This is a genomic window from Ruegeria sp. BE9 (assembly GCF_056538765.1).
This window is the reverse complement of the sequence record NZ_JBQFTS010000003.1, coordinates 67,524-94,482: the sequence shown is the minus strand read 5'-3', so window position 1 is coordinate 94,482 and position 26,959 is coordinate 67,524. Positions and strand designations below refer to the sequence as shown.

At 56.0% G+C, this 26,959-nt stretch carries 26 protein-coding genes and 1 riboswitch; of the genes, 8 read left to right on the top strand and 18 right to left on the bottom strand.

The window, feature by feature from the left end:
* Window positions 1–8: 8 nt before the first annotated feature.
* The 12 genes from ACR0EO_RS11385 to dnaK form a co-directional block, all read right to left on the bottom strand.
* Window positions 9–743, bottom strand: a complete 735-nt coding sequence (locus ACR0EO_RS11385) for an ABC transporter permease (RefSeq protein ID WP_480689952.1) — start codon at window positions 741–743, stop codon at window positions 9–11.
* The gene (locus tag ACR0EO_RS11380) at window positions 740–1,468 is read right to left on the bottom strand and encodes an ABC transporter ATP-binding protein (RefSeq protein ID WP_480689950.1); all 729 of its coding nucleotides are present in this window, start codon (window positions 1,466–1,468) and stop codon (window positions 740–742) included. Before ACR0EO_RS11380 ends, ACR0EO_RS11385 begins: the two co-directional genes overlap by 4 nt.
* Entirely contained in the window at window positions 1,465–2,139 is a 675-nt protein-coding gene (tenA, locus tag ACR0EO_RS11375; protein ID WP_480689948.1) for a thiaminase II, read from the bottom strand. Before tenA ends, ACR0EO_RS11380 begins: the two co-directional genes overlap by 4 nt.
* On the bottom strand, window positions 2,136–3,071 hold the full coding sequence (locus ACR0EO_RS11370; RefSeq protein ID WP_480689946.1) for an ABC transporter substrate-binding protein: 936 nt from the start codon (window positions 3,069–3,071) through the stop codon (window positions 2,136–2,138). Before ACR0EO_RS11370 ends, tenA begins: the two co-directional genes overlap by 4 nt.
* Before the next feature lie 20 nt (window positions 3,072–3,091).
* Window positions 3,092–4,057, bottom strand: a complete 966-nt coding sequence (locus ACR0EO_RS11365) for a ThiF family adenylyltransferase (RefSeq protein WP_480689944.1) — start codon at window positions 4,055–4,057, stop codon at window positions 3,092–3,094.
* The gene (locus ACR0EO_RS11360; RefSeq protein WP_480689942.1) at window positions 4,054–4,650 is read right to left on the bottom strand and encodes a thiamine phosphate synthase; all 597 of its coding nucleotides are present in this window, start codon (window positions 4,648–4,650) and stop codon (window positions 4,054–4,056) included. Before ACR0EO_RS11360 ends, ACR0EO_RS11365 begins: the two co-directional genes overlap by 4 nt.
* Window positions 4,647–5,411 (bottom strand): thiazole synthase, encoded by a 765-nt coding sequence (locus tag ACR0EO_RS11355; protein ID WP_480689941.1) that lies wholly within the window; start codon window positions 5,409–5,411, stop codon window positions 4,647–4,649. Before ACR0EO_RS11355 ends, ACR0EO_RS11360 begins: the two co-directional genes overlap by 4 nt.
* A 2-nt stretch (window positions 5,412–5,413) precedes the next feature.
* Window positions 5,414–5,608 carry a sulfur carrier protein ThiS gene (gene thiS / locus ACR0EO_RS11350; protein WP_480689939.1) on the bottom strand — a complete coding sequence of 65 codons (195 nt, stop codon included), beginning with the start codon at window positions 5,606–5,608 and terminating at the stop codon, window positions 5,414–5,416.
* Window positions 5,592–6,569 (bottom strand): FAD-dependent oxidoreductase, encoded by a 978-nt coding sequence (locus ACR0EO_RS11345; protein WP_480689937.1) that lies wholly within the window; start codon window positions 6,567–6,569, stop codon window positions 5,592–5,594. The genes thiS and ACR0EO_RS11345 overlap by 17 nt, the downstream gene beginning before the upstream one ends.
* Window positions 6,566–7,369 (bottom strand): bifunctional hydroxymethylpyrimidine kinase/phosphomethylpyrimidine kinase, encoded by an 804-nt coding sequence (gene thiD / locus ACR0EO_RS11340; RefSeq protein ID WP_480689935.1) that lies wholly within the window; start codon window positions 7,367–7,369, stop codon window positions 6,566–6,568. Before thiD ends, ACR0EO_RS11345 begins: the two co-directional genes overlap by 4 nt.
* A gap of 46 nt (window positions 7,370–7,415) precedes the next feature.
* A riboswitch (TPP riboswitch) is annotated at window positions 7,416–7,523 on the bottom strand.
* A gap of 121 nt (window positions 7,524–7,644) precedes the next feature.
* Window positions 7,645–8,796, bottom strand: coding sequence for a molecular chaperone DnaJ (gene dnaJ / locus ACR0EO_RS11335; protein WP_480689933.1), 1,152 nt, complete (start codon window positions 8,794–8,796; stop codon window positions 7,645–7,647).
* Between the two features lie 74 nt (window positions 8,797–8,870).
* Entirely contained in the window at window positions 8,871–10,781 is a 1,911-nt protein-coding gene (gene dnaK / locus ACR0EO_RS11330) for a molecular chaperone DnaK (RefSeq protein WP_480689931.1), read from the bottom strand.
* A gap of 211 nt (window positions 10,782–10,992) precedes the next feature.
* Here dnaK and ACR0EO_RS11325 point away from each other — a divergent pair, with 211 nt between their 5' ends.
* Window positions 10,993–11,595 (top strand): alpha-ketoglutarate-dependent dioxygenase AlkB family protein, encoded by a 603-nt coding sequence (locus ACR0EO_RS11325; protein WP_480689929.1) that lies wholly within the window; start codon window positions 10,993–10,995, stop codon window positions 11,593–11,595.
* Here the strand turns inward: ACR0EO_RS11325 and ACR0EO_RS11320 are convergent.
* Entirely contained in the window at window positions 11,592–12,413 is an 822-nt protein-coding gene (locus tag ACR0EO_RS11320) for an ABC transporter permease (RefSeq protein ID WP_480689927.1), read from the bottom strand. The genes ACR0EO_RS11325 and ACR0EO_RS11320 overlap by 4 nt on opposite strands.
* Before the next feature lie 122 nt (window positions 12,414–12,535).
* Between ACR0EO_RS11320 and cysQ the strand changes: the two genes are divergently transcribed.
* The 7 genes from cysQ (at window position 12,536) to ACR0EO_RS11285 (ending at window position 20,534) form a co-directional block, all read left to right on the top strand.
* Complete coding sequence (gene cysQ, locus ACR0EO_RS11315) at window positions 12,536–13,333, top strand: 3'(2'),5'-bisphosphate nucleotidase CysQ (RefSeq protein ID WP_480689925.1); 798 nt, start codon at window positions 12,536–12,538, stop codon at window positions 13,331–13,333.
* A complete protein-coding gene (locus ACR0EO_RS11310) occupies window positions 13,333–14,133 on the top strand; it encodes a 3-deoxy-manno-octulosonate cytidylyltransferase (RefSeq protein ID WP_480689923.1) in 801 nt (266 codons plus the stop codon). Before cysQ ends, ACR0EO_RS11310 begins: the two co-directional genes overlap by 1 nt.
* A 70-nt stretch (window positions 14,134–14,203) precedes the next feature.
* A complete protein-coding gene (galE, locus tag ACR0EO_RS11305; protein WP_480689921.1) occupies window positions 14,204–15,187 on the top strand; it encodes a UDP-glucose 4-epimerase GalE in 984 nt (327 codons plus the stop codon).
* Between the two features lie 7 nt (window positions 15,188–15,194).
* Window positions 15,195–16,232, top strand: a complete 1,038-nt coding sequence (locus tag ACR0EO_RS11300; protein WP_480689919.1) for a glycosyltransferase family 2 protein — start codon at window positions 15,195–15,197, stop codon at window positions 16,230–16,232.
* A gap of 166 nt (window positions 16,233–16,398) precedes the next feature.
* The gene (locus ACR0EO_RS11295; RefSeq protein ID WP_480690435.1) at window positions 16,399–17,385 is read left to right on the top strand and encodes a glycosyltransferase family 2 protein; all 987 of its coding nucleotides are present in this window, start codon (window positions 16,399–16,401) and stop codon (window positions 17,383–17,385) included.
* The gene (locus tag ACR0EO_RS11290) at window positions 17,382–19,082 is read left to right on the top strand and encodes a DUF5927 domain-containing protein (protein ID WP_480689917.1); all 1,701 of its coding nucleotides are present in this window, start codon (window positions 17,382–17,384) and stop codon (window positions 19,080–19,082) included. Before ACR0EO_RS11295 ends, ACR0EO_RS11290 begins: the two co-directional genes overlap by 4 nt.
* Before the next feature lie 6 nt (window positions 19,083–19,088).
* A complete protein-coding gene (locus ACR0EO_RS11285) occupies window positions 19,089–20,534 on the top strand; it encodes a nodulation protein NodH (RefSeq protein WP_480689915.1) in 1,446 nt (481 codons plus the stop codon).
* On the opposite strand, the gene ACR0EO_RS11280 is transcribed toward ACR0EO_RS11285, so the two are convergent.
* From ACR0EO_RS11280 to ACR0EO_RS11260, 5 genes are read right to left on the bottom strand one after another with little or no spacing between them, the layout of a single operon-like run.
* Window positions 20,518–21,036 (bottom strand): L,D-transpeptidase family protein, encoded by a 519-nt coding sequence (locus ACR0EO_RS11280; RefSeq protein ID WP_480689913.1) that lies wholly within the window; start codon window positions 21,034–21,036, stop codon window positions 20,518–20,520. The genes ACR0EO_RS11285 and ACR0EO_RS11280 overlap by 17 nt on opposite strands.
* A 56-nt stretch (window positions 21,037–21,092) precedes the next feature.
* Entirely contained in the window at window positions 21,093–21,878 is a 786-nt protein-coding gene (locus ACR0EO_RS11275; RefSeq protein ID WP_480690433.1) for an ion transporter, read from the bottom strand.
* A gap of 20 nt (window positions 21,879–21,898) precedes the next feature.
* Window positions 21,899–23,128 carry a class I SAM-dependent RNA methyltransferase gene (locus tag ACR0EO_RS11270; RefSeq protein ID WP_480689911.1) on the bottom strand — a complete coding sequence of 410 codons (1,230 nt, stop codon included), beginning with the start codon at window positions 23,126–23,128 and terminating at the stop codon, window positions 21,899–21,901.
* 57 nt (window positions 23,129–23,185) lie between these two features.
* A complete protein-coding gene (locus ACR0EO_RS11265) occupies window positions 23,186–25,018 on the bottom strand; it encodes an ABC transporter ATP-binding protein (RefSeq protein WP_480689909.1) in 1,833 nt (610 codons plus the stop codon).
* Window positions 25,015–26,853, bottom strand: a complete 1,839-nt coding sequence (locus ACR0EO_RS11260; RefSeq protein ID WP_480689907.1) for an ABC transporter ATP-binding protein — start codon at window positions 26,851–26,853, stop codon at window positions 25,015–25,017. The genes ACR0EO_RS11265 and ACR0EO_RS11260 overlap by 4 nt, the downstream gene beginning before the upstream one ends.
* Window positions 26,854–26,959 lie beyond the last annotated feature (106 nt).

Genomic DNA, 26,959 nt, shown 5'->3' with positions numbered 1-26,959 from the left:
CCGAAAGGTTAACGCATCTCACCCGCCATGCGCGCCGTGGCTCGTCGAACCGCCATATGGAGCAGGATCGAGAACACGCCCAACGTCAGCATCGCGGCAAACATCAGGTCGGTTTTGGCCCTGCCATTGGCCAACAACATCAAATATCCCAACCCTTGCGAAGACCCTACCCATTCGCCGATCACGGCTCCGATCGGGGCATAAACCGCCGCCAGTCGCATCCCCGAGGCCAATGAGGGCAATGCCGCAGGAATACGGATATGCCAGAGTACAGAGCGCTGGCTTGCCTGCATTGTTCGAGCCAAGTCCAGGTACCCCGGAGGCGTCCTCATCAACCCATCAAAAAAAGACGACGTAATCGGGAAATAGATGATCAGCACGGCCATAGCGACTTTGGACCAGAGGCCATACCCCAGCCACAACGTCAGCAGCGGCGCCAAGGCAAATACCGGCAGAGCTTGGGTGAACACCAGCATCGGCTGCACCAGAACGCGGGCCGCGCGAGAGTTGGCCAGTTGCAGCGCGGTGATAACCCCCAGGACTGTGCCGCAAGCAAGTCCAATCACCACCTCAACCGCTGTGACCCAAGTGTGCTCGGCGATCAGCCAGCGGTTCTGCCACCAGGTTTCAGCCACTACGGCAGGCCCCGGCAGGATGAATTTTGGAAGTCCGGTCAGCGACACGATGCCCTGCCAGATGGCGAGTGCAAACATGGTGGCAGCAAGGGCAGACAGATACTTCATACCGCCCCCTCACGCAGCAGGCGGAGCAGAGCGCCTTGTGTTTCAAGAGTTTCGAGATCGTCCACACTACGCGGTGCAGGAGCGTGTGGCGGGTCACAGGGTGTCAGACCCTGCTGCGTCATCACTGTGATGGATTGCCCCAAACGCGCGGCCTCACCTGGATCGTGCGTTACCAAAAGAACCGTTCGGCCTTGCAATGCCTCGGCCGCGAGGTCTTGCATATCCGCACGCGTGCGCGCGTCGAGCGCTGAGAACGGTTCATCCAACAGGACAATAGGGCGATCTTCCATCAACGTCCGGGCAAGGGCCACCCGCTGACGCTGCCCCCCAGACAGTTCGGACGGCTTTTTGGTCATATGATCCTGTAAGCGCATCCGTTCGATCAGACGGTCGCGTCGGTCAAAATCTACCTTTTCACCTCTTAGCCGCGCACCGAGAGAGACATTTTGCGCCACCGTCGCCCACGGCAGCAGAAGATCATCCTGCGCCATATAGGCAACCCGCTCAGAAACCGGATGCCCATCACTCGCCGTGATTTGGCCGGCGAAGTCAGCGCCGGTTTCAAGCCCGGCAATCAGGCGCAAAACGGTGGTTTTACCTACGCCCGATCCTCCCAGCAGACAGGTCCACGCCCCAGCCCCAAGGGTCAGGGTCAAAGGTGCGAACAAAGTTGCGCCTTCAATTGTGGCCGAACCGCTAATGGTAAGATCAGGCGCTGGAGTCATGGGGTCAGGCCCATCTGCCAGAAGTTGACTTCCAGCTCGGTCGCTGTGCGAAAGGTTTGGCACAGGCGATCCCAACGCGGAGAGGTGTCGAATTCCACCCCAACCCGCCTTGTTAGAGCCTGATCCAGTAGCTCTCCAACCGCCTTGCACGCGCCCTGGTAATCATCGCTGGCATAAGTATTGATCCAGTCGCGATAGGTTTCAGAAGTCGCCTCAGACGCCAACCGCGCACCAATCTCACCATACCCCATCACGCAGGGCGCCAAGGCCGCCAACAAGTCCAGCAGATCGCCGCTATAGCCAGCCTCTAACACAAACCTTGTGTAAGCCAGATTCTCTGCACGCTCTGCTGTAGCAAACAGTTCCTCTCCGGAAATGCCTTCTGCTTCGCAGATACTGATATGAAGCTGCATTTCCTCAGCGACCAGTGCGTTCACTGTTGCCACGGCCGTCAACATTTCCGAGTGGGTCTCGGATTTAACCACTGCAAGCGCCCATGCGCGCGAGAAGTGGATCAGGAACACATAGTCCTGCCGCAAGTAGTGCAGGAACGCCTCACGCGGGAGCGTTCCGTCTTTCATACCTTCGACAAACGCGTGGCGGGTGTAATCCCGCCACGATTCTTGAGCAGCATCACGCATCAGCGTGAAGGCTTTTCCGTAAGCGCTCATTGCGCGGTCACATCGATTGCGATGTCGCTAACTGGGTTGATGCTGTCGATCATGCCGCTGTCCTTCAGGAACTGCTCGAAACGAGCATAACGGCCGGCGTCAAAACCCGCCGGGCGCAGCGCAAAGCGCGGTAGGGTGTCTACCCAAGCAAGTGCATTCAGCTCATCCTGCAGTTCGGGCGATGTGTCTGCAAAGATTTCCCAGCTTTTTTCGGGGTTGTTGACGATGTACTGGGTTGCCTTTTCCGTCGCGGCCAGAAAACGAGCAACCTTATCGACATCCATTGTGTTAGGGTTGGCGACGTAAATCAGCTCGTCATACGAGGGAATGCCTTCCTCTTCGATATAGAAGCAACGACCAGCAACCCCTTCGATATCCATCTGGTTCAGTTCAAAGTTACGGAACGCGCCGATTACGGCATCCACCTGACCAGTCATCAGAGATGGCGACAGCGAGAAGTTAACGTTGATCATCTCGATCTCATCCAGGCCGATATCGTGCTGACCCAGCAGTGTCGTCAGGATAGCTTCTTCGACACCCGCAACCGAAAAACCGATTTTCTTACCCTTCAGATCCGCCAGCGATTTGATTGGGCCGTCTTCAAGCACCAGCAGACAGTTCAACGGGGTCGCGACCAGAGTGCCCACGCGTTTCAAGGGCAGGCCCTCGTGGATCTGCAGGTGTAGCTGAGGTTGATACGAAACAGCCAGATCGGCCTGACCCGCAGCCACCAACCTTGGCGGGGCGGACGGATCCGCGGGCGGCACGATTTCAACCTCTAACCCTTCGTCAGCGAAATAGCCATTCTCTTGTGCCACGATAATCGGGCCGTGGTCGGGGTTCACAAACCAATCCAGCAGGACGGTCATCTTATCCTCGGCCCAAGCTGGCGCGGCGGCCAGCAGAGCAACGGCTGCAATCAGTCTTTTCATGTCTCGCGTTTCCTTTTCACTCACGAGGTTGAGGCCGCGACGAGGACAATCTCACCTGGCCAATCCGGTTGAATTCGTTCGGCCGCGCGCCATGCGCGCAGGCCAGTGGCGCAGCACAGCGCCAGTCTTTTACCCTTATTAGGGTCTATTTTCTGAAGATTATCCGGCGATATCCGCAGCGCATCTGGGTGCGCCATTGCCGGAGCTTCATCCGCATCCCGCAGGTCGACAATCTGGTCATCTCCCGTCAACTGACTGGCCGAGAGAAACCGGAAACAGCTATTTGGTTCGGGCGCGTCGTCGAACCTGAAGCCGCTGCTGCGCATTGTGCGGGCATCATATTGGATCATCTGACCAAGGGGTGAGGGGTCAATCCCCAGAATCAGGTTTAATGCCATTTGGGCCTGCATCGCGCCCATGACCCCGACAACAGGACCCAGAACACCTGCAGTTGCGCAGCTTGCGCCGCTGTCTGGCGCATCCGGGAACAGCGCGCGCAAAGAAGGGGCTCCACCACAACAACCACCTACGTATCCCGACAAACCAAGTACTGACGCGCTAATCAACGGCTTACTTTGCGCTAGGCATGTGTCCGAAAGAACATAGCTGGCCGCATAACTGTCGGCGCAATCGAGTATCACATCCGCTTGTGCAACCAATGAGGCCGCGTTTTCACTTGTCAAAGCTATGCTTTCGCCACGGACCTCGATTTCAGAGTTTATGGCCCGGCACCGGTCGACGGCTGCATCAGCTTTGGATCGTCCACAATCCGCCTCAGTAAACAACGTTTGACGGTGCAAGTTTGACTGGTCGACAGTATCGCCGTCTACAATCTTGATCTGCCCTATCCCCGCACCTGCCAACAATGGTAGCGCCGGAGACGCCAGTCCACCCGCGCCAATCACCAAAACACGCGCCGAGGATAGACGCGCTTGGCCTTCAGCGCCTACCTCGGACAACAGTGTCTGACGGCTGTAACGGCTCATCTGGTGACCTCGATCCACGCCCGCACACGCGCCTCGGGGTCTGTATTCAGAGTGATATCCGTAACAGCAGAAACAATATCGGCCCCTGCCTCCAGAACGCCGGGCGCGCGCTCAACGCTCATGCCGCCAATACCTACCAATGGGATATCACCGACACGAGCTTTCCATTCGGTGACCCGAGGCAAACCCTGCTGGTGCCATTTCATCTTTTTCAGGATGGTCGGATAGACTGGCCCCAACGCGACATAGTCCGGGTCCATTACCAGAACACGTTCAAGCTCATCATCGTCATGGGTCGAAATACCCAGCTTTAGACCCGCTTTTCGGATCGACTTTAGATCTGCATCGTCCAAATCCTCTTGCCCCAAGTGGATCCAGTCGCAGCCCAAATCAATAGCAGCCTGCCAATAGTCGTTCACCACTAGAACCGCACCATGCGCACGGCACAGATCGTGTGAGATACTGATCTGTTCGCGCACATCTTCGTCAGGCTGGTCTTTCATCCGCAGTTGCACCAGTTTCACGCCCAGAGGCAGCATCCGTCGCAGCCAGTCCGAGTGATCGAAGATTGGATAAAACCGGTCTAGCTTCATGACAGGAAGGCCTTTCCGATAACAGGAGTGGAAGGCTCAGCCATATCGCGCGCCTCGATCGGGTCAGCTTGGTAAGCCATCTGCCCAGCCGTTATGGCCTGTGCCATAGCTTTGGCCATCAGGATGGGATCCCCGGCACGGGCAACGGCCGTGTTCAACAGAACTGCGTCATAACCCAACTCCATCGCATGGGCGGCATGACTCGGCAGACCTATGCCAGCATCGATAACCAGAGGCACTTCGGGGAACTCGGCCCGCATCGCGCGAAGCGCATATTCGTTGTTCAACCCACGCCCCGAGCCAATAGGTGCGCCCCACGGCATCAGAACTTCGCATCCTGCCGCGAGCAAGCGTTCACCTACGATCAGATCGTCGGTGGTGTAAGGAAAGACCTGAAATCCGTCCTCCGTCAGGATACGGGCCGCTTCGACCAGTTGAAAAACGTCTGGTTGCAGACTGTCTGTATGGCCAATCAGCTCAAGCTTGATCCATTTCGTGTCGAAAACCTCTCGCGCCATTTGGGCAGTGGTCACAGCCTCTTTCACGGTATGGCAACCTGCGGTGTTAGGCAGAATGAGAACACCCAGGTCTTGAATCATCTGCCAAAACGTCTGCCCCGCCCCAGACTCGCGCCGCAGCGACACGGTGGCGACACCGGCCCGGCTTTCCTTGAAAGCCTGCTCCAGAATGGCTGGGCTGGGATACTGCCCAGTGCCTAGCATCAGCGGGTTTGACAATTCGGTTCCGTAGAAGGTTTTCATCCTCAGCCCCCCTGCATAGGCGCGACGACTTCAACTCGGTCCCCGTCGGACAGCTTGTGAGCAATACGTAGACTGGAGGGAACGAAATCCTCGTTCACCGCTGTGGCAACGCGGCCTGAAAAGCCGCATTCCTCTAGCAGGTCCGACAAGGTTTCGGCACGCACTTCGCGTGTTTCGCCGTTAAGCACGATCTTCATCGACCATCTCCGAATGTTTGTTCTCCAACGCCAAATCGGCCACCCCTTGCGCAAGTGCAGGGGCCAATAGATAGCCGTGGCGGTACAACCCGTTGGCATAGATCTTCCGGCCAAGTCGCCGGATACGGGGCAAATTGTCAGGGAAAGCAGGGCGCAGATCGACACCGATCTCAAGCACCTCAGCTTCGCCAAACGCAGGGTTCAGGGCGTAAGCTGCACTGAGCAGTTCCAGCATTGAACGAGCTGTGATGCGGCTGCTATCCTCTGACTCGATCATCGTCGCGCCCAGCATATAGACGCCATCCTCGCGGGGTACGATGTAAAGCGGCATTCGCGGATGTAACAGGCGCACTGGTCGAGTTAGTTTTACATCCGGGCATCGGATTACCAGCATCTCACCCTTGACGCCGCGCAGATCATGCAGGACTTCGCGGGCATGCAGACCACGGCAGTCGATCGCATTCTCCAGCCGAGACGGCGCGAGCTTGCGGTGAAACTCAACGCCCTGCTCCTGCAACTGCCGATACAAGCTTTGTAGTGCGAGACGGGGGTCCAGATGGGCCTCTTCCGCGAAATGGAGGCCCTTGGTGAAACCGTGCAAATCAGGCTCTAATTGGTTGATTTTTGCCTGATCAACCTCTGAAAATCCTTCGGTTCTGCGTCCAAATCGTCGCAGGTCTGGTAAATCGCGCGGGTTGGCCACGACCAGCGTGCCACACCGATGCACCGGCGTGCGGGCGCTCCACCAATCCAAAGCCGCCTGCCCCATCCGCAACACCGGCTCTTCGGCATTCTCGTATTCGCACCACGGGGCCAACATGCCGCCTGCCCACCATGAACATCCGTGCGGTCCCGGAGGTCCGCCGGGATCAAAGACCTGAACCTTTGCCCCACGTGACACAAGTTCACTGGCAACTGCCAAACCGGCAACACCGGATCCTATGATCGACCAAACGGTCACGCGCCCCAAACCCGATGAAAGTGGTGCACAGGACCGTGGCCTTGCCCAATTGTCAGATTGTCCGCCTCAGCAATTGCACCTTGCAGGTACTCATGCGCTTGCGCAGTGGCGTCGAGCAGGCTGAGCCCTTTGGCAAGCCCTGCTGCAATCGAGGATGAAAGCGTGCAACCGGTACCATGAGTGTTGCGTGTGTCGCGTCGAGGTGCCTGGAACTCTGCGACCCGTCCTGAAGGGTCGATCAGCAAGTCGTGACACACGTCGCCACGGCCATGCCCCCCCTTCATCAGAACCGCACCTGCACCAAGGCTGCACAAGGCAAGCCCCTGTTCAACCATCTGCTCAGGCGTTTCCGCTTCGCCGCTGCCAAGCAAACAGGCCGCTTCAGGCAGATTTGGCGTCAGCACCGTCGCGCGCGGTAACAACACATCCCGCAAGGTTTGCACGGCATCTTGTGCTAGCAATGCGTCACCTGACTTCGCAATCATCACCGGATCCAGCACAATTGGGCCGGTAAATTCTGCGATACTGTCGGCGACCGTATGAATAATCTGGGGCGTTGCCAGCATACCAATCTTGATCGCATCTACGTTCAGATCGGTTAAAACGGCCTCAATCTGTGCCGCGATAACTTCCAAAGGAATACCGTGAACGGCAGTCACTGCCTGCGTATTTTGCGCTGTAACGGCAGTGATAACGCTGGCGCCATAGACGCCCAGGGCTGACATCGCCTTCAGGTCAGCCTGAATTCCAGCCCCACCACCACTGTCCGACCCTGCAATTGTCAACGCAATTGGCGTCATGTCGTTGCTCCAACTCATATGGGGCAACACGGGCATAGAAAACGTCTGCAAGAGTTAGGCCGTTCCCTCCGCCGGTATTGCCCGGATCAGGTTCGATGGGTTGGCGCAGTCGTGCCTCTCAGCCCCTTGTTACAGGGCACCCCAACGGTTGACGCGGACAATCTCAGGGGTTGAGGTGGGAATCAAGGGCCAATTTCAGCTGTAACGCCGTCAAACTGGACTCAAAAAGGCCGGTCCAACGGAACCGGCCTTGTTCATATTCTCTGGCTTGTATGTCAGCCTTTCATGCCATCCCAAAAGGATTTCACAGATGAGAAAAAGCTCTTTGATTCTGGGTGGTTATCCTCACCTAGATCATCAAATTCGCGCAGCAGTTCTTTCTGACGGCTGGTCAGGTTGACGGGCGTTTCCACGGCCAGTTCTATGAACATGTCACCAACTCCGCCGCCACGCAGGGCAGGCATGCCTTTGCCGCGCAGACGCATCTGGCGACCGGATTGGCTGCCAGCCGGGATTTGGACACGACCACGTCCACCGTCAATGGTGGGTACTTCGATCGAGCCACCCAACGCAGCCTTGGCCATGCTGACAGGTACGCGGCAATACAAGTTCACGCTGTCGCGTTCGAACAACCTGTGATCAGAAACTTCGACAAAGATGTACAGATCGCCCGGAGGGCCGCCGCGCATTCCGGCTTCACCCTCACCAGCCAAACGGATACGAGTTCCAGTTTCGACACCGGCGGGGATATTGACGGACAACGCGCGCTCTTTTTCCACGCGGCCCGCACCATTGCATGACTTACAGGGGTTCTTGATGATCTGCCCCAAACCGGAACAGGTCGGACAACTGCGTTCAACTGTAAAGAAGCCTTGTTGCGCGCGAACCTTGCCCATACCCGAACAGGTTGGGCACGTTGTTGGCTCAACGCCGCCTTCTGCGCCCGATCCATCACAGGCCGAGCACGCCACAGCGGCTGGCACATTGATGGTTTTCTGCAGACCCGAGAAAGCCTCCTCCAGTGTTACGCGCAGGTTGTAACGCAGGTCAGATCCACGTGCAGCTCGGCGTCCACCGCCGGCACCGCCACGCTGACCACCCATGAAATCACCGAAGAGGTCATCAAACACGTCCGAAAACGCGCTGGAGAAATCGCCTTGCCCAAAGCCGCCACCTGGTCGACCGCCGCCGCCCATACCGTTTTCAAAAGCAGCATGACCAAAGCGGTCATATGCGGCCTTTTTGTCGGCATCGCGCAGCACATCATAGGCTTCGTTCGCTTCCTTGAACTGAGCCTCGGAATCCGGGTTGTCCTTGTTGCGGTCGGGATGCAACTCTTTGGCTTTCTTACGAAAACCTTTTTTGATCTCGTCCGCTGATGCGCCCTTGGACACGCCGAGCACATCATAGTAGTCGCGTTTTGACATCAGTTTTTCCTTCTGCCTCAACGTAATCGGGCCGGCCCGGCAACCGGACCGGCCCGAATTGGCCCGGTTACCCGTTAGTTACGCTTGTTATCGTCCAGATCTTCGAACTCGGCGTCGACGATGTCGTCATCACCGGCCGGAGCAGCATCTGCCGCTGCGGGCTCATCTTCGGCCTCTTCGGACTGCGCCTTATAGATGGCCTCACCCAGCTTCATTGCAGCTTCGGTGACGTTCTGGATGCCGGACTTGATCTTGTCGGCATTTTCGGTTTCCAGCTCGTCCTTCAGCGCGGCAATCGCCAGCTCGATGGCTTCGATGGTGGTCGGGTCGACCTTGTCGGCATGCTCTTCCATCGACTTCTCGGTCGAGTGGATGAGGCTTTCCGCCTGGTTCTTGGCGTCGACCAGCTCGCGGCGTTCCTTGTCGGCTTCCGCGTTCTCTTCGGCGTCCTTGACCATTTTTTCGATGTCGTCGTCCGACAGACCACCCGACGCCTGGATAGTGATCTTCTGCTCTTTACCGGTGCCTTTGTCTTTGGCCGAAACCGAGACAATGCCGTTGGCGTCGATGTCAAAAGTCACCTCGATCTGAGGCATACCACGCGGTGCGGGCGGGATATCTTCGAGGTTGAACTGACCCAGGATCTTGTTGTCCGCAGCCATTTCACGCTCACCCTGGAACACGCGGATGGTCACAGCGTTCTGGTTATCTTCGGCGGTCGAGAAGACCTGAGACTTTTTGGTCGGGATCGTGGTGTTGCGGTCGATCAGACGGGTGAACACGCCACCCAGCGTTTCGATACCCAGCGACAGAGGGGTTACGTCCAGCAGAACCACGTCTTTGACGTCGCCTTGCAGAACACCTGCCTGAATGGCGGCGCCCATGGCAACAACTTCGTCCGGGTTCACACCTTTGTGCGGCTCTTTACCGAAGAACTTGGTGACCTCTTCGATCACTTTCGGCATCCGGGTCATACCACCGACCAGAACAACTTCATCTACGTCCGAAGCCGACAGGCCCGCGTCTTTCAGAGCGGCTGCACAAGGCTTCATCGACTTTTTGATGAGGTCGCCAACCAGCGATTCCAGTTTGGCACGGGTCAGTTTCATGACCATGTGCAGCGGCTGGCCGTTCGAACCCATCGAGATGAACGGCTGGTTGATTTCAGTCTGTGAGGTCGAGGACAGTTCGATTTTGGCTTTTTCAGCAGCTTCTTTCAGACGCTGCAGGGCCATCTTGTCTTGCGACAGGTCGACACCGTGTTCCTTTTTGAACTCATCCGCCAGGTAGTTGACGATGCGCATGTCAAAGTCTTCACCACCCAGGAAGGTGTCGCCGTTGGTCGACTTAACTTCGAACAGGCCGTCGTCGATTTCCAGAATGGTCACATCGAAGGTACCGCCGCCAAGGTCATAGACCGCGATGGTTTGGGTTTCTTCCTTGTCCAGACCATAGGCCAGAGCAGCCGCTGTCGGTTCGTTGATGATCCGCAGCACTTCGAGACCGGCGATCTTGCCAGCATCTTTGGTGGCCTGACGCTGTGCGTCGTTGAAGTATGCCGGAACGGTGATAACCGCCTGAGTGACTTCCTCACCCAGATAGCTTTCGGCAGTTTCCTTCATCTTACCCAGAGTGAAGGCCGAGATCTGGCTTGGGGAGTACTTTTCACCACGGGCTTCGACCCACGCGTCACCGTTGCCGCCATTCACGATGGCATACGGCACCATTTTCTTGTCTTTTTCGACTTCTGCATCATCCACACGACGACCGATCAGACGCTTAACGCCAAAGATCGTGTTGTCGGGGTTGGTGACCGCCTGACGCTTTGCAGGCTGACCGACCAGTCGCTCATCTTCGGTGAAGGCGACGATCGAGGGCGTGGTCCGCGCCCCTTCGGCGTTTTCAATAACCTTCGGCTGCGAGCCGTCCATGATGGCTACACACGAGTTGGTGGTTCCGAGGTCAATCCCGATTACTTTTCCCATATGTTCAATCCCTTTCTCTTCAAGGCGATGTCCGAGGTCCGGACCCGTTATGGCACCCGGCCCCGATCTGATGTGCGCAACGGCCCTACACCATCGCGCGTCCCGGCGTATATAAGGGCGGGATGAATGGCCTGCAAGCGTTGTAAAACGCAGGTTTTCGGGAATCTGCAGCCTTTTTGGCAAGGTTTTGGCAAGGATTGAGGAATCTTGGATGGCGCGACTGCTTTTACGCGGTTTTGATATCAGAAAAGCTTGGCTGGACGGGCCAGCACAGGCGCAACTGATAGAAGTGCTGCGTCCGATTCTGAAAACCGCGCCCTTATTCAGGCCTGTGACGCCATCAGGCAAAGAAATGTCTGTGCGCATGACCTCAGCCGGATCGTTGGGCTGGGTCACTGATAAAGCTGGCTACAGGTATCAGCCACAACACCCAAAAGGGGCGGATTGGCCGTCCATACCAGAACCGATCCTCGATATCTGGCGCGCATTGGCAAGTCAGGACCGTGACCCGGATTGCTGCTTAATCAACTACTACGGCGAGGGTGCTCGAATGGGGTTGCACCAAGACAAGGATGAGGCCGATTTTTCATGGCCGGTGCTGTCGGTATCCCTGGGTGATGACGCCTTGTTCCGCATTGGCAATCAAACTCGCGGAGGAAAAACCGAGTCGATCTGGCTCAGCTCCGGTGACGTCGTAATCATGGGCGGACCCGCCAGACTGACATACCACGGCATTGACCGGATCCGGTTCGGATCATCAAAACTATTACCCAAGGGTGGAAGGATTAACCTTACACTACGCGTGGCCAGTTAACGCCGTGCGCCCCAGCTTTTGGAGATGTGTTCGCGGGTGAAGAAAATCCCCAACAGCCCGACCAATAGCAACGCAATCCCAACCCAAAGCGCGTATTCCCAACTGGTGTTTCGCGGAAAGTAGTTGCGAAAAACAAACCCGCGACACTGATCGATAATGTGAAACAGCGGGTTCCAGGCAAACATGGCGAGCGTGGCACCGCCCAGCGCATTGGCCACGAACATTTTTCCCGAAAAAATCATGTTCAGACGCCGATAGATGTTCTTGAGAATTTCGGACGTGGACGGAAACCATGGCTTGAGAGCCATGAATACCACCCCGACAGCACACCCCGTGAACCAAGAAAGGATGAGCATCGCAAACGCCCCTCCGGGTTCCTGCATTTCGATCGGTGAAACCGCTGCGCTGTATAGAAACAACAACACAAAGAGGGTCATGAGCTGTATGTACAACACGCCGAACGCCTTCGACAGAAGCACGATCATCATATTCATTGGCGAATGCAGCATCATCGGGTTACTGCCCGTGCTGACACCAGCAACGGCACTTACCGACTTGATATGCGTCATAAAGAGAAACACGCCAGACAGAAGATAAAGAATGAATTCACCGCGTATCTTTGCGATACGCGGTCCCATGAAGGACATGATGAGGTAAAACACCAACACCATCGCAAGGACCTGAATTATATTCGAGATAATTGCGATTACGGCATTCGAGTGCTTGGACCGAACGCCACGCACTACGGAATGGAAAACCAGTTCCGCCGAAGTAAACGCACCGCCCAAAAGCGTCTGGTTTCGCTTGAAATAAAACACCCGAAGCGTCTTTCCCGTTTTTTCGCCTGCAATCTGCCACGAATTTCTTGCCGTTCCGTAACCGGCACATCATAAGGCCGTCAGGATTTTCGATCAACAAATCACAGGAACGGAGCATTTTTGTGACCTACGACGCCCTTATTCCCGTTATCCGACGTCTGGCCCTGGAAGCTGGTGACAAGATCATGGAGATCTACAACTCGGACGATTTTGACGTGAAGGTCAAATCCGACTCCAGCCCCGTGACCGAAGCGGATGAGGCCGCCGATGCCCTGATATCCGCTGGTTTGCGCGACGCGTTCCCTGATGTCCTTCTGGTGACCGAGGAACAAGCCGCCTCGCATTCGGAAAAGGGCGACACGTTCCTGATCGTCGATCCGCTGGATGGCACCAAAGAGTTCATCAATCGTCGTGGCGATTTCACCGTGAACATCGCGTTGGTGGAAAACGGCGTACCGACCCGTGGGGTGGTATACGCTCCGGCCAAGGGTCGCATGTTCTACACTCAGGCAAGCGGTCAGTCGGTCGAAGAAACTGGCGCGTTGGACAAATCCCAAGCTGGCGATTTGAAACCGATTTCAGTGTCTGAACCAGACAATTCAGCGCTTTTGATCGTAGCTTCGAAATCGCACCGAGATCAGGCGACCGAAGACTACATCAACAAATATAAGGTCCAGGACAGCAAGAGCGCAGGTTCGTCGCTGAAGTTTTGTCTGGTCGCTACCGGCGAAGCGGATCTTTATCCGCGTGTTGGACGCACTATGGAGTGGGACACGGCCGCAGGTCACGCGGTATTGGCCGGTGCAGGCGGACAAGTCGTGCGTTTTGATGACCACAGCCCACTAACCTATGGCAAGGATGGCTATGCAAACCCATTCTTCATCGCCTACGCTCCGGGTGTTGAGCTGAAGGAGGCCTGATGTCCGTTCTGATCGCCATTCCCGCCCGTTATGCTTCGACCCGATACCCGGGCAAGCCGCTGGTACCACTGACCGGAGCCAGCGGTAACGCAATGACCCTTATTGAGCGGTCATGGCGTGCTGCATGCTCAGTTTCGGGTGTGGATAAGGTGGTCGTGGCCACAGATGATGACCGCATTCGCGAAGTCGCAGAAGGCTTCGGGGCCGAAGTTGTGATGACGTCAGAAACATGCGGCAACGGAACGGAGCGCTGCGCTGAAGCACATCAGGTTCTGGGCACGGGCTATGACATCGTGGTCAACCTGCAAGGTGATGCCCCGCTTACCCCTCATTGGTTTGTCGAAGATCTGGTCGCAGGCCTGCGTGCCGCACCCGCTGCTGGTGTGGCCACGCCAGTGCTGCGCTGTGACGGAAATGCCCTGAACAGCCTGTTGAATGACCGCAAAAACGGGCGTGTCGGCGGCACCACGGCAGTATTTGCTGCGGACCAAAGCGCTATGTACTTCTCGAAAGAAGTGGTGCCCTACACTGCGCAAACCTATGCCGGAGACGACGCGACCCCGGTTTTCCACCATGTTGGCGTCTATGCTTACCGCCCGGATGCCTTGGCCGCCTATCCTTCTTGGCCGGTTGGTCCGCTGGAGCAATTGGAGGGATTGGAACAGCTGCGCTTCATGGAAAACGGTCGCAAGGTTCTATGCGTCGAAGTCGAAGCCAAAGGTCGCCAGTTCTGGGAGCTCAACAATCCCCAAGACGTGCCAAAACTTGAAGAGATGATGGCCGCTATGGGGTTGGATTGATCGCCCCCGGCAGTATTATGAAAGCGCTCTGCGCTACGACGGCGCGGGGCATCCTTTGTCAGGAAACCCCATGACAAATATTCTTGTGACCGGCGGTGCCGGATATATTGGTTCTCATGCGTGCAAGGCGCTCTTTCAGGCAGGATACACGCCTGTAGCCTTCGACAATTTGGTCACCGGCTGGCAGGACGCAGTAAAGTTCGGCCCCTTTGAACATGGCGATCTGCTGGATCGCGCGCGCTTGGATGAGGTTTTCGCCAAATATCAACCTGCCGCCGTCATGCACTTTGCCGCCCTTAGCCAGGTCGGTGAGGCAATGTCTGAACCTGGCAAGTACTGGTCCAACAATGTGACCGGCTCGTTGACACTGATCCAAGCCGCGGTTGCTGCGGAGTGTCTGAATTTTGTGTTCTCATCAACCTGCGCGACTTATGGTGAACATGACAACGTGGTGCTGAACGAGGATACTCCACAAGAGCCTCTGAATGCCTATGGCGCCTCAAAGCGCGCAATCGAAGACATCCTGCAGAACTTTAGCGCAGCGCATGGGCTGAACCACGTGATCTTCCGCTATTTCAATGTGGCCGGTGCTGACCCGGATGGTGAGATAGGCGAGTTCCATCGTCCTGAAACCCATCTGGTGCCCCTGATGTTGGACGCGATTGACGGCAAGCGAGACGGGCTGACCGTTTTTGGCACCGATTACGACACACCTGACGGAACCTGTATCCGAGACTATGTCCATGTTTGCGATTTAGTCGACGCGCATATCCTTGGATTGAATTGGCTGGAACAGGGCAAAGGCAGCCGGGTTTTCAATCTTGGCACAGGTTCGGGGTTTTCGGTGATGGAAGTGATCGGACACTCCAAAGCTGTTACTAATCGAGAGGTGCCCTACTCTATCGGTCCACGCCGCGCCGGGGATTGCACCAAGCTGGTTTCGGGATCAGTCCGCGCCGGGGATGAATTGGGCTGGAAGCCAAAGAGATCAACGTTAGAGACTATGATCAGCGACGCGTGGCGTTGGCACCAGAACGGCCACTACGAGAAATGAGCCGTAAGTGAAGCGCATTGCAACCGATAGCCTTCCTCCCATTGGTTGGGTTCAGAAATACCGGTTGCGCTTAAAGCGTCGGAGATTGCTTTGGCGCTCCTTTCGCAGCAGGCACCAATTGACTTGCGTAAAAGACGAAACCCCGCAGATCGAATCGGGCCATATCCTAACCTTCACAACATTGCGCAACGAAATCGAACGTTTGCCTAGGTTCTTTCAGCACTATCGCGCCTTGGGAGTTGATCACTTTCTGATTGTCGACAACAACAGCGACGACGGTTCAGCCGAGTATCTACAAGATCAACCGGATGTATCCTTGTGGCAAACCGGCGCCAGCTATCGCGACTCTCGCTTTGGTCTGGATTGGCTAACATGGCTGCAGATACGATATGGCCATGACCATTGGACGCTGATGGTGGATGCCGACGAGCTTCTGATTTATCCGGAGCACGACACCAAATCCCTGAAAGACCTGACAACGACGCTGGATCAAAACGGCCAGACAGCTTTCGGTGCGCTGATGCTGGATCTTTACCCAAATGGCGCGCTTGGCACCCAGAAATATGATCCGAAAACCGACCCGACAGCGGTTCTGAACTGGTTCGACGCCGGCCCCTACCGGTCACAACGACAGAGTCCGATGGGTAACCTATGGGTTCAGGGGGGCGCACGGGAACGCATGTTCTTTTCAGATCAGCCCAGTCGCTCGCCGACGCTGAATAAGCTCCCGCTGGTGCGCTGGTCGCGACGCTACGCCTATGTTAATTCATGCCATTCCGCGCTACCGCGCCACCTGAATGCCGCCTATGATGGCCCAAATGGCAAAGCGCCTTCTGGCGTATTGCTCCATACTAAGTTTCTTCCCGAAGTTGTTCTGAAATCCAAAATCGAAAAGTCCCGCCGCCAGCACTTTCACGACCCAAGCCGGTTCGAAAGCTATTATGACGGCATCCTTAATCAACCGGTAATGTGGACTCCACAATCCAAGCACTACACAGGTTGGCATCAGCTTCAGGAACTGGGCTTGATGGGGAAACTTCCCTAAATCGCACCATATATGACTAACGACTTTTAAATGCGTTGCTTCGATATATGGAAAGGTGGCATAAATCGACAATTGCCCGGCACCACTCTGGATTGTCCAGCCCCCGGGCAAGCTCGCGTAGACAAGAGGGATGAGCAGACGCGTGAGCCTGTTGGATTCATACCGGATGAGACTACGGCGCAAGCGCCGCCTTGTGCGCTGCGTACGGAAACGCCGCGAGTTGAAGCCGATCGCTGACAACACCAGCAAAATCCACCGCCACGATATCCTGTTGATGAGTGTGGTTCGGAATGAGAAAATCCGGTTGCCTTATTTTCTGGAATATTACCGCAAACTCGGGATCGACCATTTTTTGTTCGTCGACAATGACAGCGATGACGGCACAGGCGAGTTTTTAAGAAACCAGCCCGATGTTTCGGTTTGGCACACCAACGCAAGCTATAAACGCGCGACATTCGGGATCGACTGGTCCAACTACTTGTTGCGTAAATATGCCCATAATCACTGGGTTCTGACCGTCGATCCGGACGAGTTCTTTATCTATCCATTCTGCGATACGCGCCCAATCCGCGCCCTGACCGATTGGCTGAACGGCTGCGCGGTGCGCAGCTTTGGAACCATGCTGATCGATATGTATCCGCAAGGCCCTGTTGAGGCCGAAATCTATAGCGAAGGACAGGATCCCTTTCAGATCGCGCGTTGGTTCGATACTGGGAACTACATGATCACTAAGAATCCGGACTACGGAAATCTCTGGATTCAGGGTGGACCGCGCGCCCGAGTGTTTTTCAGAGATACCCCCTCTAAGGCACCTGCTCTCAACAAGATCCCGCTGGTAAAGTGGGACCGGCGCTATGTCTATGTTAGTTCGACCCATTCCCTGTTGCCGCGTGGATTGAACCAAGTCTACGACGAATGGGGCGGTGAGAAAACGAGCGGCGCGTTGCTACACGCCAAGCTCATCAACACACTCGGCGACAAAGCACGAGAAGAGATGCAGCGAGGCCAGCACTACAGGCGCTCTGGTGAGTACCGCGCCTACGCGGAGCAGCTTGGCGAAAAACCCGTATTCTGGTGCAAACAATCCGAAAAATACATCAATTGGCGGCAACTTGAGATCCTTGGCCTCATGTCAAAAGGAAACTGGGCATGAGCAAACTTGGCGTCGTCATGTTGGTCCACACAGCTCTGTACAGGGCCGAGCAGGTTGCACGCCATTGGACGGCATCTGGCTGTCCAGTTGTTATCCATGTTGACCGCAAAGTACCAAAGCACGTCTTTTCAAAGTTCGTTGCATCTTGTGCAGATGAGCCACTGATCCGGTTTTCTGACCGGCATAAATGCGAATGGGGAGGCTGGGGGATCGTCGCTGCCTCTCAATGTGCGGCTGAGCTCATGCTGAACGCATTTCCGGATGTACACCATGTGTACCTGTCTTCTGGCGCGTGCCTGCCGCTGCGACCGGCAGATGAACTGATCGATTACCTAGAAGATCGGCCCCGTGTAGATTTCATTGAAAGTGCGACAACTGCGGACGTCAGCTGGACGATCGGCGGTCTGGATCAAGAACGGTTCACGCTGCGGTTTCCATTTTCATGGCGCAAGCACCGCAAACTCTTCGACGCCTATGTGAAACTCCAACGCGCCACCGGCATGCGTCGGCGTATCCCCGATGGTCTGGTACCCCATATGGGAAGCCAGTGGTGGTGCCTGACCCGCCAAACACTGTCTGCTATCCTACAAGACCCAAAACGGCGGACATATGACCGTTACTTTCGGCGCGTCTGGATTCCGGACGAAAGCTATTTCCAGACGCTCGCGCGGTTATACTCCACTCATATCGAAAGCCGCTCTCTGACCTTGTCCAAGTTCGATTATCAGGGAAGGCCACACATTTTCTACGATGACCACTTGCAGCTTTTACGCAGATCCGACTGCTTTGTAGCGCGCAAAGTTTGGTCGCACGCAGACCGCCTTTATCAGACTTTTCTAACCGATCAGGCGGGCGCCATGAAACCAGCTGAGCCCAATCCCGGAAAAATTGACAGGGTGTTTTCTAAAGCGGTCGAACGTCGAACACGCGGGCGAGATGGGCTGTATATGCAAAGTCGCTTTCCCCGCCACGGCAGCGAAAATGGTCTGACTTCTTTCCCCTATTCGGTGTTTCAGGGTTTTAATGAACTGTTCGAAGATTTTCAGCCTTGGTTGGCAGAAACGACCGGAACACGCGTCCATGGGCATCTGTTCGGCCCGGAGCGCGCTGAGTTTTCCGATGGCGACACGATCACCAACGGTGCGCTCAGTGATTGCGCAGTTCTGCGGGATTACAATCCAAAAGCCTTCGTTTCGAGCTTGATCTGGAACACACGAGGCGAGCGACAATGTTTTCAGTTCGGGCCGCGGGATACGCAAACGATCAACTGGTTTCTTGCTCGGGACAAGAACGCTCAAATCTCGGTCATAACCGGGGCCTGGGCGATCCCATTGTTCCGGTCGAACCTGAACTTTGCAGACATCCGCACCGAAGCCGCCCGCCTGCAACAGATCGAAACAAAACAGCTTGAAGTGCTTCAGTCTGTTTGGACCAAGGCACGTTTGCGAACATGGTCTCTGGCTGAATTTGTGGAATCACCGATGGAACCTCTGCAGTCAGTGGTTGAAGAGATCGGAACCGGCCACGCCGGCCACCTGACAGAAGCCCCAAAGATGGTCGAACTCTCGGGCTTTGGCCAATTTCTACAGAACCTCAAGAACCAGGGGATGCACCCCTATATGATGGGTGACTTTCCAACCGATGACGTGTTTGGTACGCAGATCAGGCCCTATCGAAAACCCTATCTGGTGCAATAACCCGTCATGACGCCCAAGTTCGACTATTTCATCGTACTCGCGGCGATGCGGACCGGATCCAACCTTCTCGAAGCTAATCTGAACGCGCTGGATGGCGTCACATGCCACGGAGAAGCATTCAATCCGCATTTTATCGGACGGCTTAAATCAGAAGACCTGCTGGGCATCTCGATCGAGGATCGCGACGAAGATCCAATGAAGCTGGTGCAGGCGATCAAGTCTGCCAACGGTGAGTTAAACGGATTTCGATTTTTTCAGGGGCACGACCCGCGTGTGTTAGAGCCTGCTTTGACCGATCCCCGTTGCGCCAAAATCATTCTGACGCGCAACCCGGTGGACAGCTATGTATCGCTCAAAATCGCACGGGAAACCAAGCAATGGCAGTTGAAGAACGTCAAACGTCGACGTGAGGCGCGGGTCGAATTCAATAGGAAAGAGTTCGAGAGATACATCGATCAGCAACAGGAATTTCAACTGACCGTGCTGAACCGGCTTCAGGACACGGGTCAGACCGGTTTCTACATCTCGTATGACGATCTGAACCGTCTGGATGCGCTTAACGGTCTCGCCGCATGGCTGGGTGTAAAGGCACGGCTGAAAGCAATTGATGATACGCTAAAACCGCAGAACCCTGTCTCCACCCTATCCAAGGTCTCCAACCCGGACGAAGCCGAGCAGGCGTTGAACCGGATCGACAGTTTTGACCTACATCGCATACCAAGTTTCGAGCCCCGGCGCGGGCCAGCTGTGGGTAATTACATCGCTGCTGCAAAAACTCCGCTCATGTATATGCCGTTGCGTGGCGGCATCGAAGGCCCGACCACTGAATGGCTAGCAGAGTTGGACCAAGTTGATCCTGAGAAGCTGCTTGTCAACCAAAACCGTAAGCAAGTTCGACGGTGGTTACAGGCGCATCCCGGACACCGGAAATTCACCGTTCTGCGACATCCCTTGGCCCGAGCGCATTCGGCCTTTTGCACTTATATTCTCAGCACCGAACCCGGCGCATATCTCAAAATCCGGAATATGCTTCGCAACCGGTTCAAGATTGCGATCCCGGGTCAGCTGCGTAAAGACAACTACCCGATCGACCAGCACTACGAGGCGTTCGCTGCCTTCCTGGTCTTCTTGCGTCAAAACCTAGCCGGGCAGACGCCGGTGCGAGTAGACGGGGTGTGGTGCAGTCAGTCTCAGGCGCTGGAAGGAATGGCTTCTTTCGCCATGCCCGACTTGGTTCTGAGAGAAGATGAAATAGCTTCAGCCTTGCCTGAACTGGCGCGCAAAATGGGCCATGATACCCCGCCCACGCCACATCTGAGTGCCGAGGATGTTCCGTTCAAACTGTCAGAGGTATATGATAGCAAGCTCGAAGCGCTGGCGGCCGAGGCCTACCAGCGCGACTACATGCAGTTCGGGTTCGGAGACTGGAAACCGCTTATGGGCGCAGGGTAATCAACGTACCCTTGTTCACCATCGCATAGATCTCTTCGATCTCGTCATTCTTGACGGCAATACAGCCCGCAGTCCAATCCGGTGTTTTCTTGGCACGCTTAAATTCCGACCGCTTTTTGGGCTGGCCGTGAATGAAAATATCACCACCCGGATCAACACCGGCCGCCTTTGCCAGCGCGACATCCTGTGAGTTAGGATAAGAGATCCCAAGCGACAGGTGATAACGGCTGTTCGGATTGCGGCGGTCGATCAGATAGCTGCCTTCCGGAGTGCGACCATCACCACGTTTGGTCTTTGTGCCTGTCGGCGCAAAGCCGAGATCGACCTTATATTCCTTAAGGACGTGTTCGTTGTGCAGAAGATACATCTTCCGCGCGCCCTTGTTGATGACCAAAGAGGTCACCTCGGGGCCATCATAAGTTAGAAATCGTGGGCCAGCCGAGGCACAGGCCGAAAGGCCCAGAGTTGCCATAGCGCCCAATCCAAATGCTCGACGATCCATGTTTCACTGCCTGCTCTTTTTTTTAAGCATTATGCCAAAAAACTAAAAAACTGAAATCACTTTTTTATGTGTGATTGCTCAATCAACCGACGTTCAATGTTTTCCAGTCTTTCCAATACCTCATCGCGATAGGCATCGGTTTTGACCTCGTCCTCAGCGTGGTGTGCATCCTGCATCGAGTTCACGATCAAACCTACCAACAAGTTCACCACCGCAAAGGTGGTGACCATGATAAAGGGCACAAAGAAAAGCCAAGCGTATGGGTAAACTTCCATCACAGGGCGTACGATACCCATAGACCAGCTTTCCAAAGTCATGATCTGGAACAGGGTGTAAGCGGACAGACCCAGATCACCGAACCAATCGGGGAAAGTGGCCGAGAACAGCTTGGTTGAGATAACAGCGCCGATATAGAACAGGATCGCCATCAACAGGAACACGCTGGCCATACCCGGAAGGGCCGAGATAAAGCCTTCGACCACGCGACGCAGGCGCGGTGCAACCGAGATAACACGCAAAACCCGCAAGATCCGCAGTGCCCGCAGCACTGACAGCCCACCGGCACTGGGGACCAGAGCTATACCGACGACAATAAAGTCGAAGACATTCCACCCATTGGTAAAGAACCGCCGCCCGGTTGCCACCAGTTTCATGGCAATCTCAGCTACAAAGATAGCAAGACAGATACTGTCGAGCGTCACAATCAGGGGGCCAGCGACCTCCATCAAGGTAGGCGAAGTCTCCATCCCCAACAGAATGGCGTTAAAAATGATGACTCCGGTGATGAAACGGCCAAAGGTGGGACTTTCAATTATGCCCAGCAGGCGTTGATTGAACCCCATATTGACACTCTCCTGTCTGCTCATGATGCGGACCCCAATACAAAGCGCGCGGCAAGTTCTGTGTGTGACGACCACCGAAATTGGTCTACCACCTGTACCCATTCAAGGGTGTAGCCTGCGTTAACCAGCATTTTTGCGTCCCGTGCGAAAGTGACCGGATTGCAAGAAACATAAGCAAGAACCGGACGCCGCGCCTGAGCTAGTTCGGCCACCTGTGCCTCAGCACCAGCACGGGGCGGATCGATAACCACGGCGTCAAAGGGTTTCACCTCGTCCGGCATCAGTGGGCGGCGGAACAGATCACGCGCCTCAGTTGTGACGCGTTTGAGCCCCTGTGCGCGACGCCAACCTTGATCCAATGCCTCGGTCATTGCCGCTTCACCTTCGACCGCATGGACTTCTGCTGTTTCAGCCAGCGGTAAAGAGAAGGTACCGCTGCCGGCAAACAGATCAACGACACGCTTTGCGCCCTGTGTTGCCTGCAAAACAGCCTTTAATAGAGCCTTTTCTCCATCCTTCGTCGCTTGCAAAAACGCTCCCGGCGGCGGCACGACTCCGGCAACACCGAAACGCTGAACCGGGGGTTCACGCATGGCTATTACTTCGCCATCCCAGCTGAGCCGAGCCAATCCGTGCTTCTCGGTCGCTTGGGCCAATGCGAGCTCCAACGGGCCATCCAATGGTTTGCCACCTTTGACGGCCACGTCCAGCCCGCCTTCGGACAACGTGATAGTAACCGCCAACACTCCTTTACGACTACCGCCCAAAACGGCCAACGCTTCGGCCACAGGAATTGCGGCAGTCAAGGCCGGATCCAACAGATGACAGTCTGGAATTTCAGTGATCGTCTCCGAGGCACGCCCGTGAAACCCGGCAAGCGTGCCTTTCTTCGTTCGACGTACTGCAATTGTCGCCCGACGACGCGAGCGTTCAGGAGATGTGTGGATCGGACGCATCTGGGTTTCCAGCCCCTGAGCGGCCAACGCGTTTCGCACTATTCCAACCTTCCAGTCTGCCACAAAAGCATCCGAGGCGTGCTGCAACTGGCATCCGCCGCATGCTTTGTAGTGGCGACACGGAGCCTTAACCCGCTGATCAGAAGGCGTCTCGACCCGAATATCCGCTAGCAACTGGCCTAGCAAGGTACCGCTGACCACTTCACCCGGCAGGGTGCGTGCGGCGTAAACGGGACCATCGGCGATGCCATCACCCTGATGGCCAAGGCGGGTTATGATAAACTCTTGCGTCATAGGCCGCCTGATACCGGGGCTTTGCGCACAACAAAACCCCCTTGAACGTATTGCGCCTTATTCGGCGGCTTCGGCCTGAATGAACCCGCCGGACTGACGATGCCAGAACCGGGCGTACAAGCCGCCTTGCTCCAATAGCGCGTCATGCGTGCCGGTTTCCACGATCCGCCCTTCATCCAGAACAATGATCCGGTCCATCTCACTAAGCGTCGACAGGCGGTGGGCAATTGCCAAAACCGTTTTGCCCTGCATCACCCGGTGCAATGCCGCCTGAATCGAAGCCTCGACCTCGGAGTCCAACGCCGAGGTCGCTTCATCCAACACCAGAATTGGCGCGTCTTTCAGAATGGCGCGGGCTAGGGCAATCCTCTGCCGCTGTCCTCCGCTCAGCTTCACACCGCGTTCCCCTAAGTGCGCGTCATAACCTTTGCGGCCATTTGCGTCTTGCAGACTGAGAATGAATTCATGTGCTTCAGCCTTCTTCGCTGCGGCGACCATCTCATCTTCCGAGGCATCCGGTCGGCCGTACAAGATGTTCTCACGTGCCGACCGGTTGAACATCGCAGTTTCCTGCGTGACCATGCCAATCTGACCGCGCAAACTGTCCTGCGTGACATGTGAAACATCCTGACCATCGATGCGAATGGCGCCGTTTTCCCCATCATAGAGCCTTAAAAGCAGCGAAACCAACGTTGATTTACCTGCACCCGAAGCCCCAACGATACCCAGCTTTTCTCCAGGGTGAACGGTCATTGTCACGTCAGATACGCCACCCACATCACGACCATATGCAAAACTGACGTGGTCGAAATCAATCTGGCCTTCGGTCACGCTCAGGTCGGTTGCTGCGGCGGCATCCTCAACACGGTCGCGCCTGGTCAGCGTCTTCATGCCGTTCTCAACCTCACCGACATTGGCATACAGCCCCATGAGCGTGAAGCTGACCCAGCCGGTCATTTGCGAGATGCGGATTGATACAGCGCCAGAAGCCACAATATCACCAGCTGTTGCGACGCCATTCCGCCACAACATCAGCGTCGCGCCCAACAACAGCACAGGTAAAACGCCTGCAAGCACCATCAGGATAAAACGGAAGCTGGCGGACAGTTTACCAAAAGCCAACATCTTTTCCCGCAGATCAACCATCGAGTTCCGTGCAGCTTGATCTTCGAACGCAGAATGCGCGAACAGTTTGACGGTTTTGATGTTGGTGATCGTATCAACTACCTGCCCCGATACCATCGCCCGCGCTCCGGCGCGCGCGGCAGATCGAACACGGATGCGCGGCAGATACCAGCGGATCAGCAAAAAATAGACCGCCAGCCAGGCCGCGAATGGTAAGATAACAAGTGGATGAATAGACCCTAACAATAGCAATGACCCCACCAGCGAGGCCAACGCAAAGACAATCGCGCTGATGGTTTCCGACACCACCGAAGCCAGCGCGTTGGAGGTCTGCATTTGTTTCTGCGCAATCCGGCCCGCGAAATCGTCGTCGAAATAGGTGACCGATTGGCCCAGTGTCCAACGGTTCAGCTTAGCCAAAACCAGTGGTGGGATGTTTGGCATGACGACGTAATTATTACTTACTGAGGACAGCCCGAATAACGCCGGTCGCAACAGCATAAAGAATGCAACGACACCCAAAATCGTCCACAGATTACCGCCCGACAGGATGCTCTCCGGTCCGCTTGCTGCTGTTAGGTCAATCACCAAACCCAACATCCAGGCCGTGCCCGCCTCCATCGCGCCGGCAGAGGCCGAGAAGAACGCCGCCACAAAAATCATCGGCCACGCGCCCGACAGGCACCAGCGAATAAACGCCCCCAGCGATTGCGGCGGGGGCGTTTCAGTGTTTTTGAACGGATCGATCAGGTCGGCAACCTTCATTCCGCGGCCTCCGGGCTCAGGAAGCCTCCAGATTGCCGCGCCCAGAACTGGGCGTAAAGGCCACCATGCGCCAACAGCTCGGAATGTCCGCCCTGTTCGACGATCCGGCCGCCATCCATGACAAGAATGCGGTCCATCTGTGCAATGGTGCTGAGCCGGTGGGCAATAGCGATCACGGTTTTGCCTTGCATCATGCCGTAGAGGGTCTCCTGAATTGATGCTTCGACCTCGGAATCTAGGGCAGATGTTGCCTCATCCAATAACAAGATCGGCGCGTTCTTCAGGATCACCCGCGCCAGCGTAACTCGCTGCCGCTGACCACCTGACAGCTTCACACCCCGTTCGCCCACATGCGCATCATAACCGGTACGCCCCTGCGGATCCTGCAGGTCGAGGATGAACTCATGCGCTTCGGCCTGCTTGGCGGCTGCGATCATCTGTTCCTCGGTGGCATCAGGGCGACCATAGAGAATGTTGTCCCGTACCGACCTATGCAGCAGGGCGCTATCCTGCTGCACCATTCCGATATGGCTTCGCAGACTATCCTGCGTGACGCTTGCGATGTTCTGATCGTCGATCAGGATCGCCCCCTGTTCCACGTCATAAAACCGCAAAAGTAGCTTGACTAGAGTCGACTTTCCCGCACCGGACCGTCCGATCAAACCTATTTTCTCACCCGGATGGATGGTCAGGTTGATGTGATCCAGACCACCGGTCTTACGCCCGTAGTGGTGGGACAAATCGCGGATATCGATCTGGCCATTGGTCAGCTGTAGTGGTTTGGCCGCAGGCTGATCCAAAAGGTCGATAGGCTGGGCAATCGTCTCCATCCCCTCGGCCACGACGCCAAGCTGACGGAAAAAGCTGGTCAGCGCCCACATGATCCACCCGGTCATCGCGTTCAAACGCAGTGTAAGCGCGGTTGCGGCAGCGACAACACCAACCGAGGCGCTACCCTGCATCCACAACGCAATCGCCCAGCCGACAACGCCAACAATCAATAGGCCGTTCAGCGTAACCAGAACCGCATCCATGATGGTGAAGATCCGCATCTCGATCTGGAAGGTGCGGCGCGTTTCCTCGATCGCTTCGCGGGCATAGTCCAGCTCTTGCTCACCATGCGCAAACATCTTGACCGAGTGGATGTTGGTGTAGCTGTCCACCACCCGTCCCGTCACAGCCGAACGCGCGTCAGAGGCCGCCTGTGACGCCGGGCCCACCCGGGCTACAGTCCAGCGCACCAGCAAACCGTAAAGCACCAACCAAATCAGCAGCGGGAGCAAGAGGCGCGGATCAGCGGCCATTAGCAGGATCGCCGCCCCGATCAGGTAGGCAATCGAGAAGGAAATGGCATCAAAGACCTGAAACACCGCCTCTCCCGCAGCGGGCGGCGTTTGCATAATCCGGTTCGCGATACGACCGGCAAAGTCATTTTCGAACCACCCCACCGACTGCCGCAGCACGTGTTTATGCGCACGCCAGCGGATCAGGGTGCCAAAGTTCGGCAAGATCGTGTTGTTCAGCAACAATACATCGACCACATGCAGCATCGGACGCAGCAACAGCACGAAAACTGCCACCAGGATCAGTTCGGTGCCGTGCGCTTGCCAGACTTCGGCAGGCGGTCCGGACAGCAGGTCTACGACACGACCCATGTAATAGATCAAGCCGACCTCGACCGCCGCAACAATGACCGAGATCAGCGCGGCCCAGAAGAACACCCGCATAAACGGCTGGGAGTAATCCAGCATGAACGGCCACAACCGCGTGGGCGGCGTGTCGGTTTCTTTGTAGGCGACAAAAGGGTCAACAAGGTTTTCGAAATAGCGAAACATGGAGGGTGCTCCGATTGAGCGATAAATAAGGACGTGCGAAAACAGATGGCGCCAGAACACCACCCTTACGGGTCAAAGTGTTCCGGCTTTAGCCGAACCAGATCCC

What these genes read in the sequence shown, in the direction of transcription:
- ACR0EO_RS11370 (WP_480689946.1), bottom strand. Translation starts at nt 3,071, where the DNA reads ATGAAAAGACTGATTGCAGCCGTTGCTCTGCTGGCCGCCGCGCCAGCT.
- ACR0EO_RS11295 (WP_480690435.1), top strand. Translation starts at nt 16,399, where the DNA reads ATGAGACTACGGCGCAAGCGCCGCCTTGTGCGCTGCGTACGGAAACGC.
- thiD (WP_480689935.1), bottom strand. Translation starts at nt 7,369, where the DNA reads ATGACGCCAATTGCGTTGACAATTGCAGGGTCGGACAGTGGTGGTGGG.
- ACR0EO_RS11290 (WP_480689917.1), top strand. Translation starts at nt 17,382, where the DNA reads ATGAGCAAACTTGGCGTCGTCATGTTGGTCCACACAGCTCTGTACAGG.
- ACR0EO_RS11280 (WP_480689913.1), bottom strand. Translation starts at nt 21,036, where the DNA reads ATGGATCGTCGAGCATTTGGATTGGGCGCTATGGCAACTCTGGGCCTT.
- tenA (WP_480689948.1), bottom strand. Translation starts at nt 2,139, where the DNA reads ATGAGCGCTTACGGAAAAGCCTTCACGCTGATGCGTGATGCTGCTCAA.
- dnaJ (WP_480689933.1), bottom strand. Translation starts at nt 8,796, where the DNA reads ATGTCAAAACGCGACTACTATGATGTGCTCGGCGTGTCCAAGGGCGCA.
- ACR0EO_RS11270 (WP_480689911.1), bottom strand. Translation starts at nt 23,128, where the DNA reads ATGACGCAAGAGTTTATCATAACCCGCCTTGGCCATCAGGGTGATGGC.
- ACR0EO_RS11325 (WP_480689929.1), top strand. Translation starts at nt 10,993, where the DNA reads ATGGCGCGACTGCTTTTACGCGGTTTTGATATCAGAAAAGCTTGGCTG.
- ACR0EO_RS11355 (WP_480689941.1), bottom strand. Translation starts at nt 5,411, where the DNA reads ATGAAAACCTTCTACGGAACCGAATTGTCAAACCCGCTGATGCTAGGC.
- ACR0EO_RS11275 (WP_480690433.1), bottom strand. Translation starts at nt 21,878, where the DNA reads ATGGGGTTCAATCAACGCCTGCTGGGCATAATTGAAAGTCCCACCTTT.
- ACR0EO_RS11310 (WP_480689923.1), top strand. Translation starts at nt 13,333, where the DNA reads ATGTCCGTTCTGATCGCCATTCCCGCCCGTTATGCTTCGACCCGATAC.
- ACR0EO_RS11260 (WP_480689907.1), bottom strand. Translation starts at nt 26,853, where the DNA reads ATGTTTCGCTATTTCGAAAACCTTGTTGACCCTTTTGTCGCCTACAAA.
- thiS (WP_480689939.1), bottom strand. Translation starts at nt 5,608, where the DNA reads ATGAAGATCGTGCTTAACGGCGAAACACGCGAAGTGCGTGCCGAAACC.
- galE (WP_480689921.1), top strand. Translation starts at nt 14,204, where the DNA reads ATGACAAATATTCTTGTGACCGGCGGTGCCGGATATATTGGTTCTCAT.
- ACR0EO_RS11380 (WP_480689950.1), bottom strand. Translation starts at nt 1,468, where the DNA reads ATGACTCCAGCGCCTGATCTTACCATTAGCGGTTCGGCCACAATTGAA.
- dnaK (WP_480689931.1), bottom strand. Translation starts at nt 10,781, where the DNA reads ATGGGAAAAGTAATCGGGATTGACCTCGGAACCACCAACTCGTGTGTA.
- ACR0EO_RS11265 (WP_480689909.1), bottom strand. Translation starts at nt 25,018, where the DNA reads ATGAAGGTTGCCGACCTGATCGATCCGTTCAAAAACACTGAAACGCCC.
- ACR0EO_RS11365 (WP_480689944.1), bottom strand. Translation starts at nt 4,057, where the DNA reads ATGAGCCGTTACAGCCGTCAGACACTGTTGTCCGAGGTAGGCGCTGAA.
- ACR0EO_RS11360 (WP_480689942.1), bottom strand. Translation starts at nt 4,650, where the DNA reads ATGAAGCTAGACCGGTTTTATCCAATCTTCGATCACTCGGACTGGCTG.
- ACR0EO_RS11285 (WP_480689915.1), top strand. Translation starts at nt 19,089, where the DNA reads ATGACGCCCAAGTTCGACTATTTCATCGTACTCGCGGCGATGCGGACC.
- ACR0EO_RS11385 (WP_480689952.1), bottom strand. Translation starts at nt 743, where the DNA reads ATGAAGTATCTGTCTGCCCTTGCTGCCACCATGTTTGCACTCGCCATC.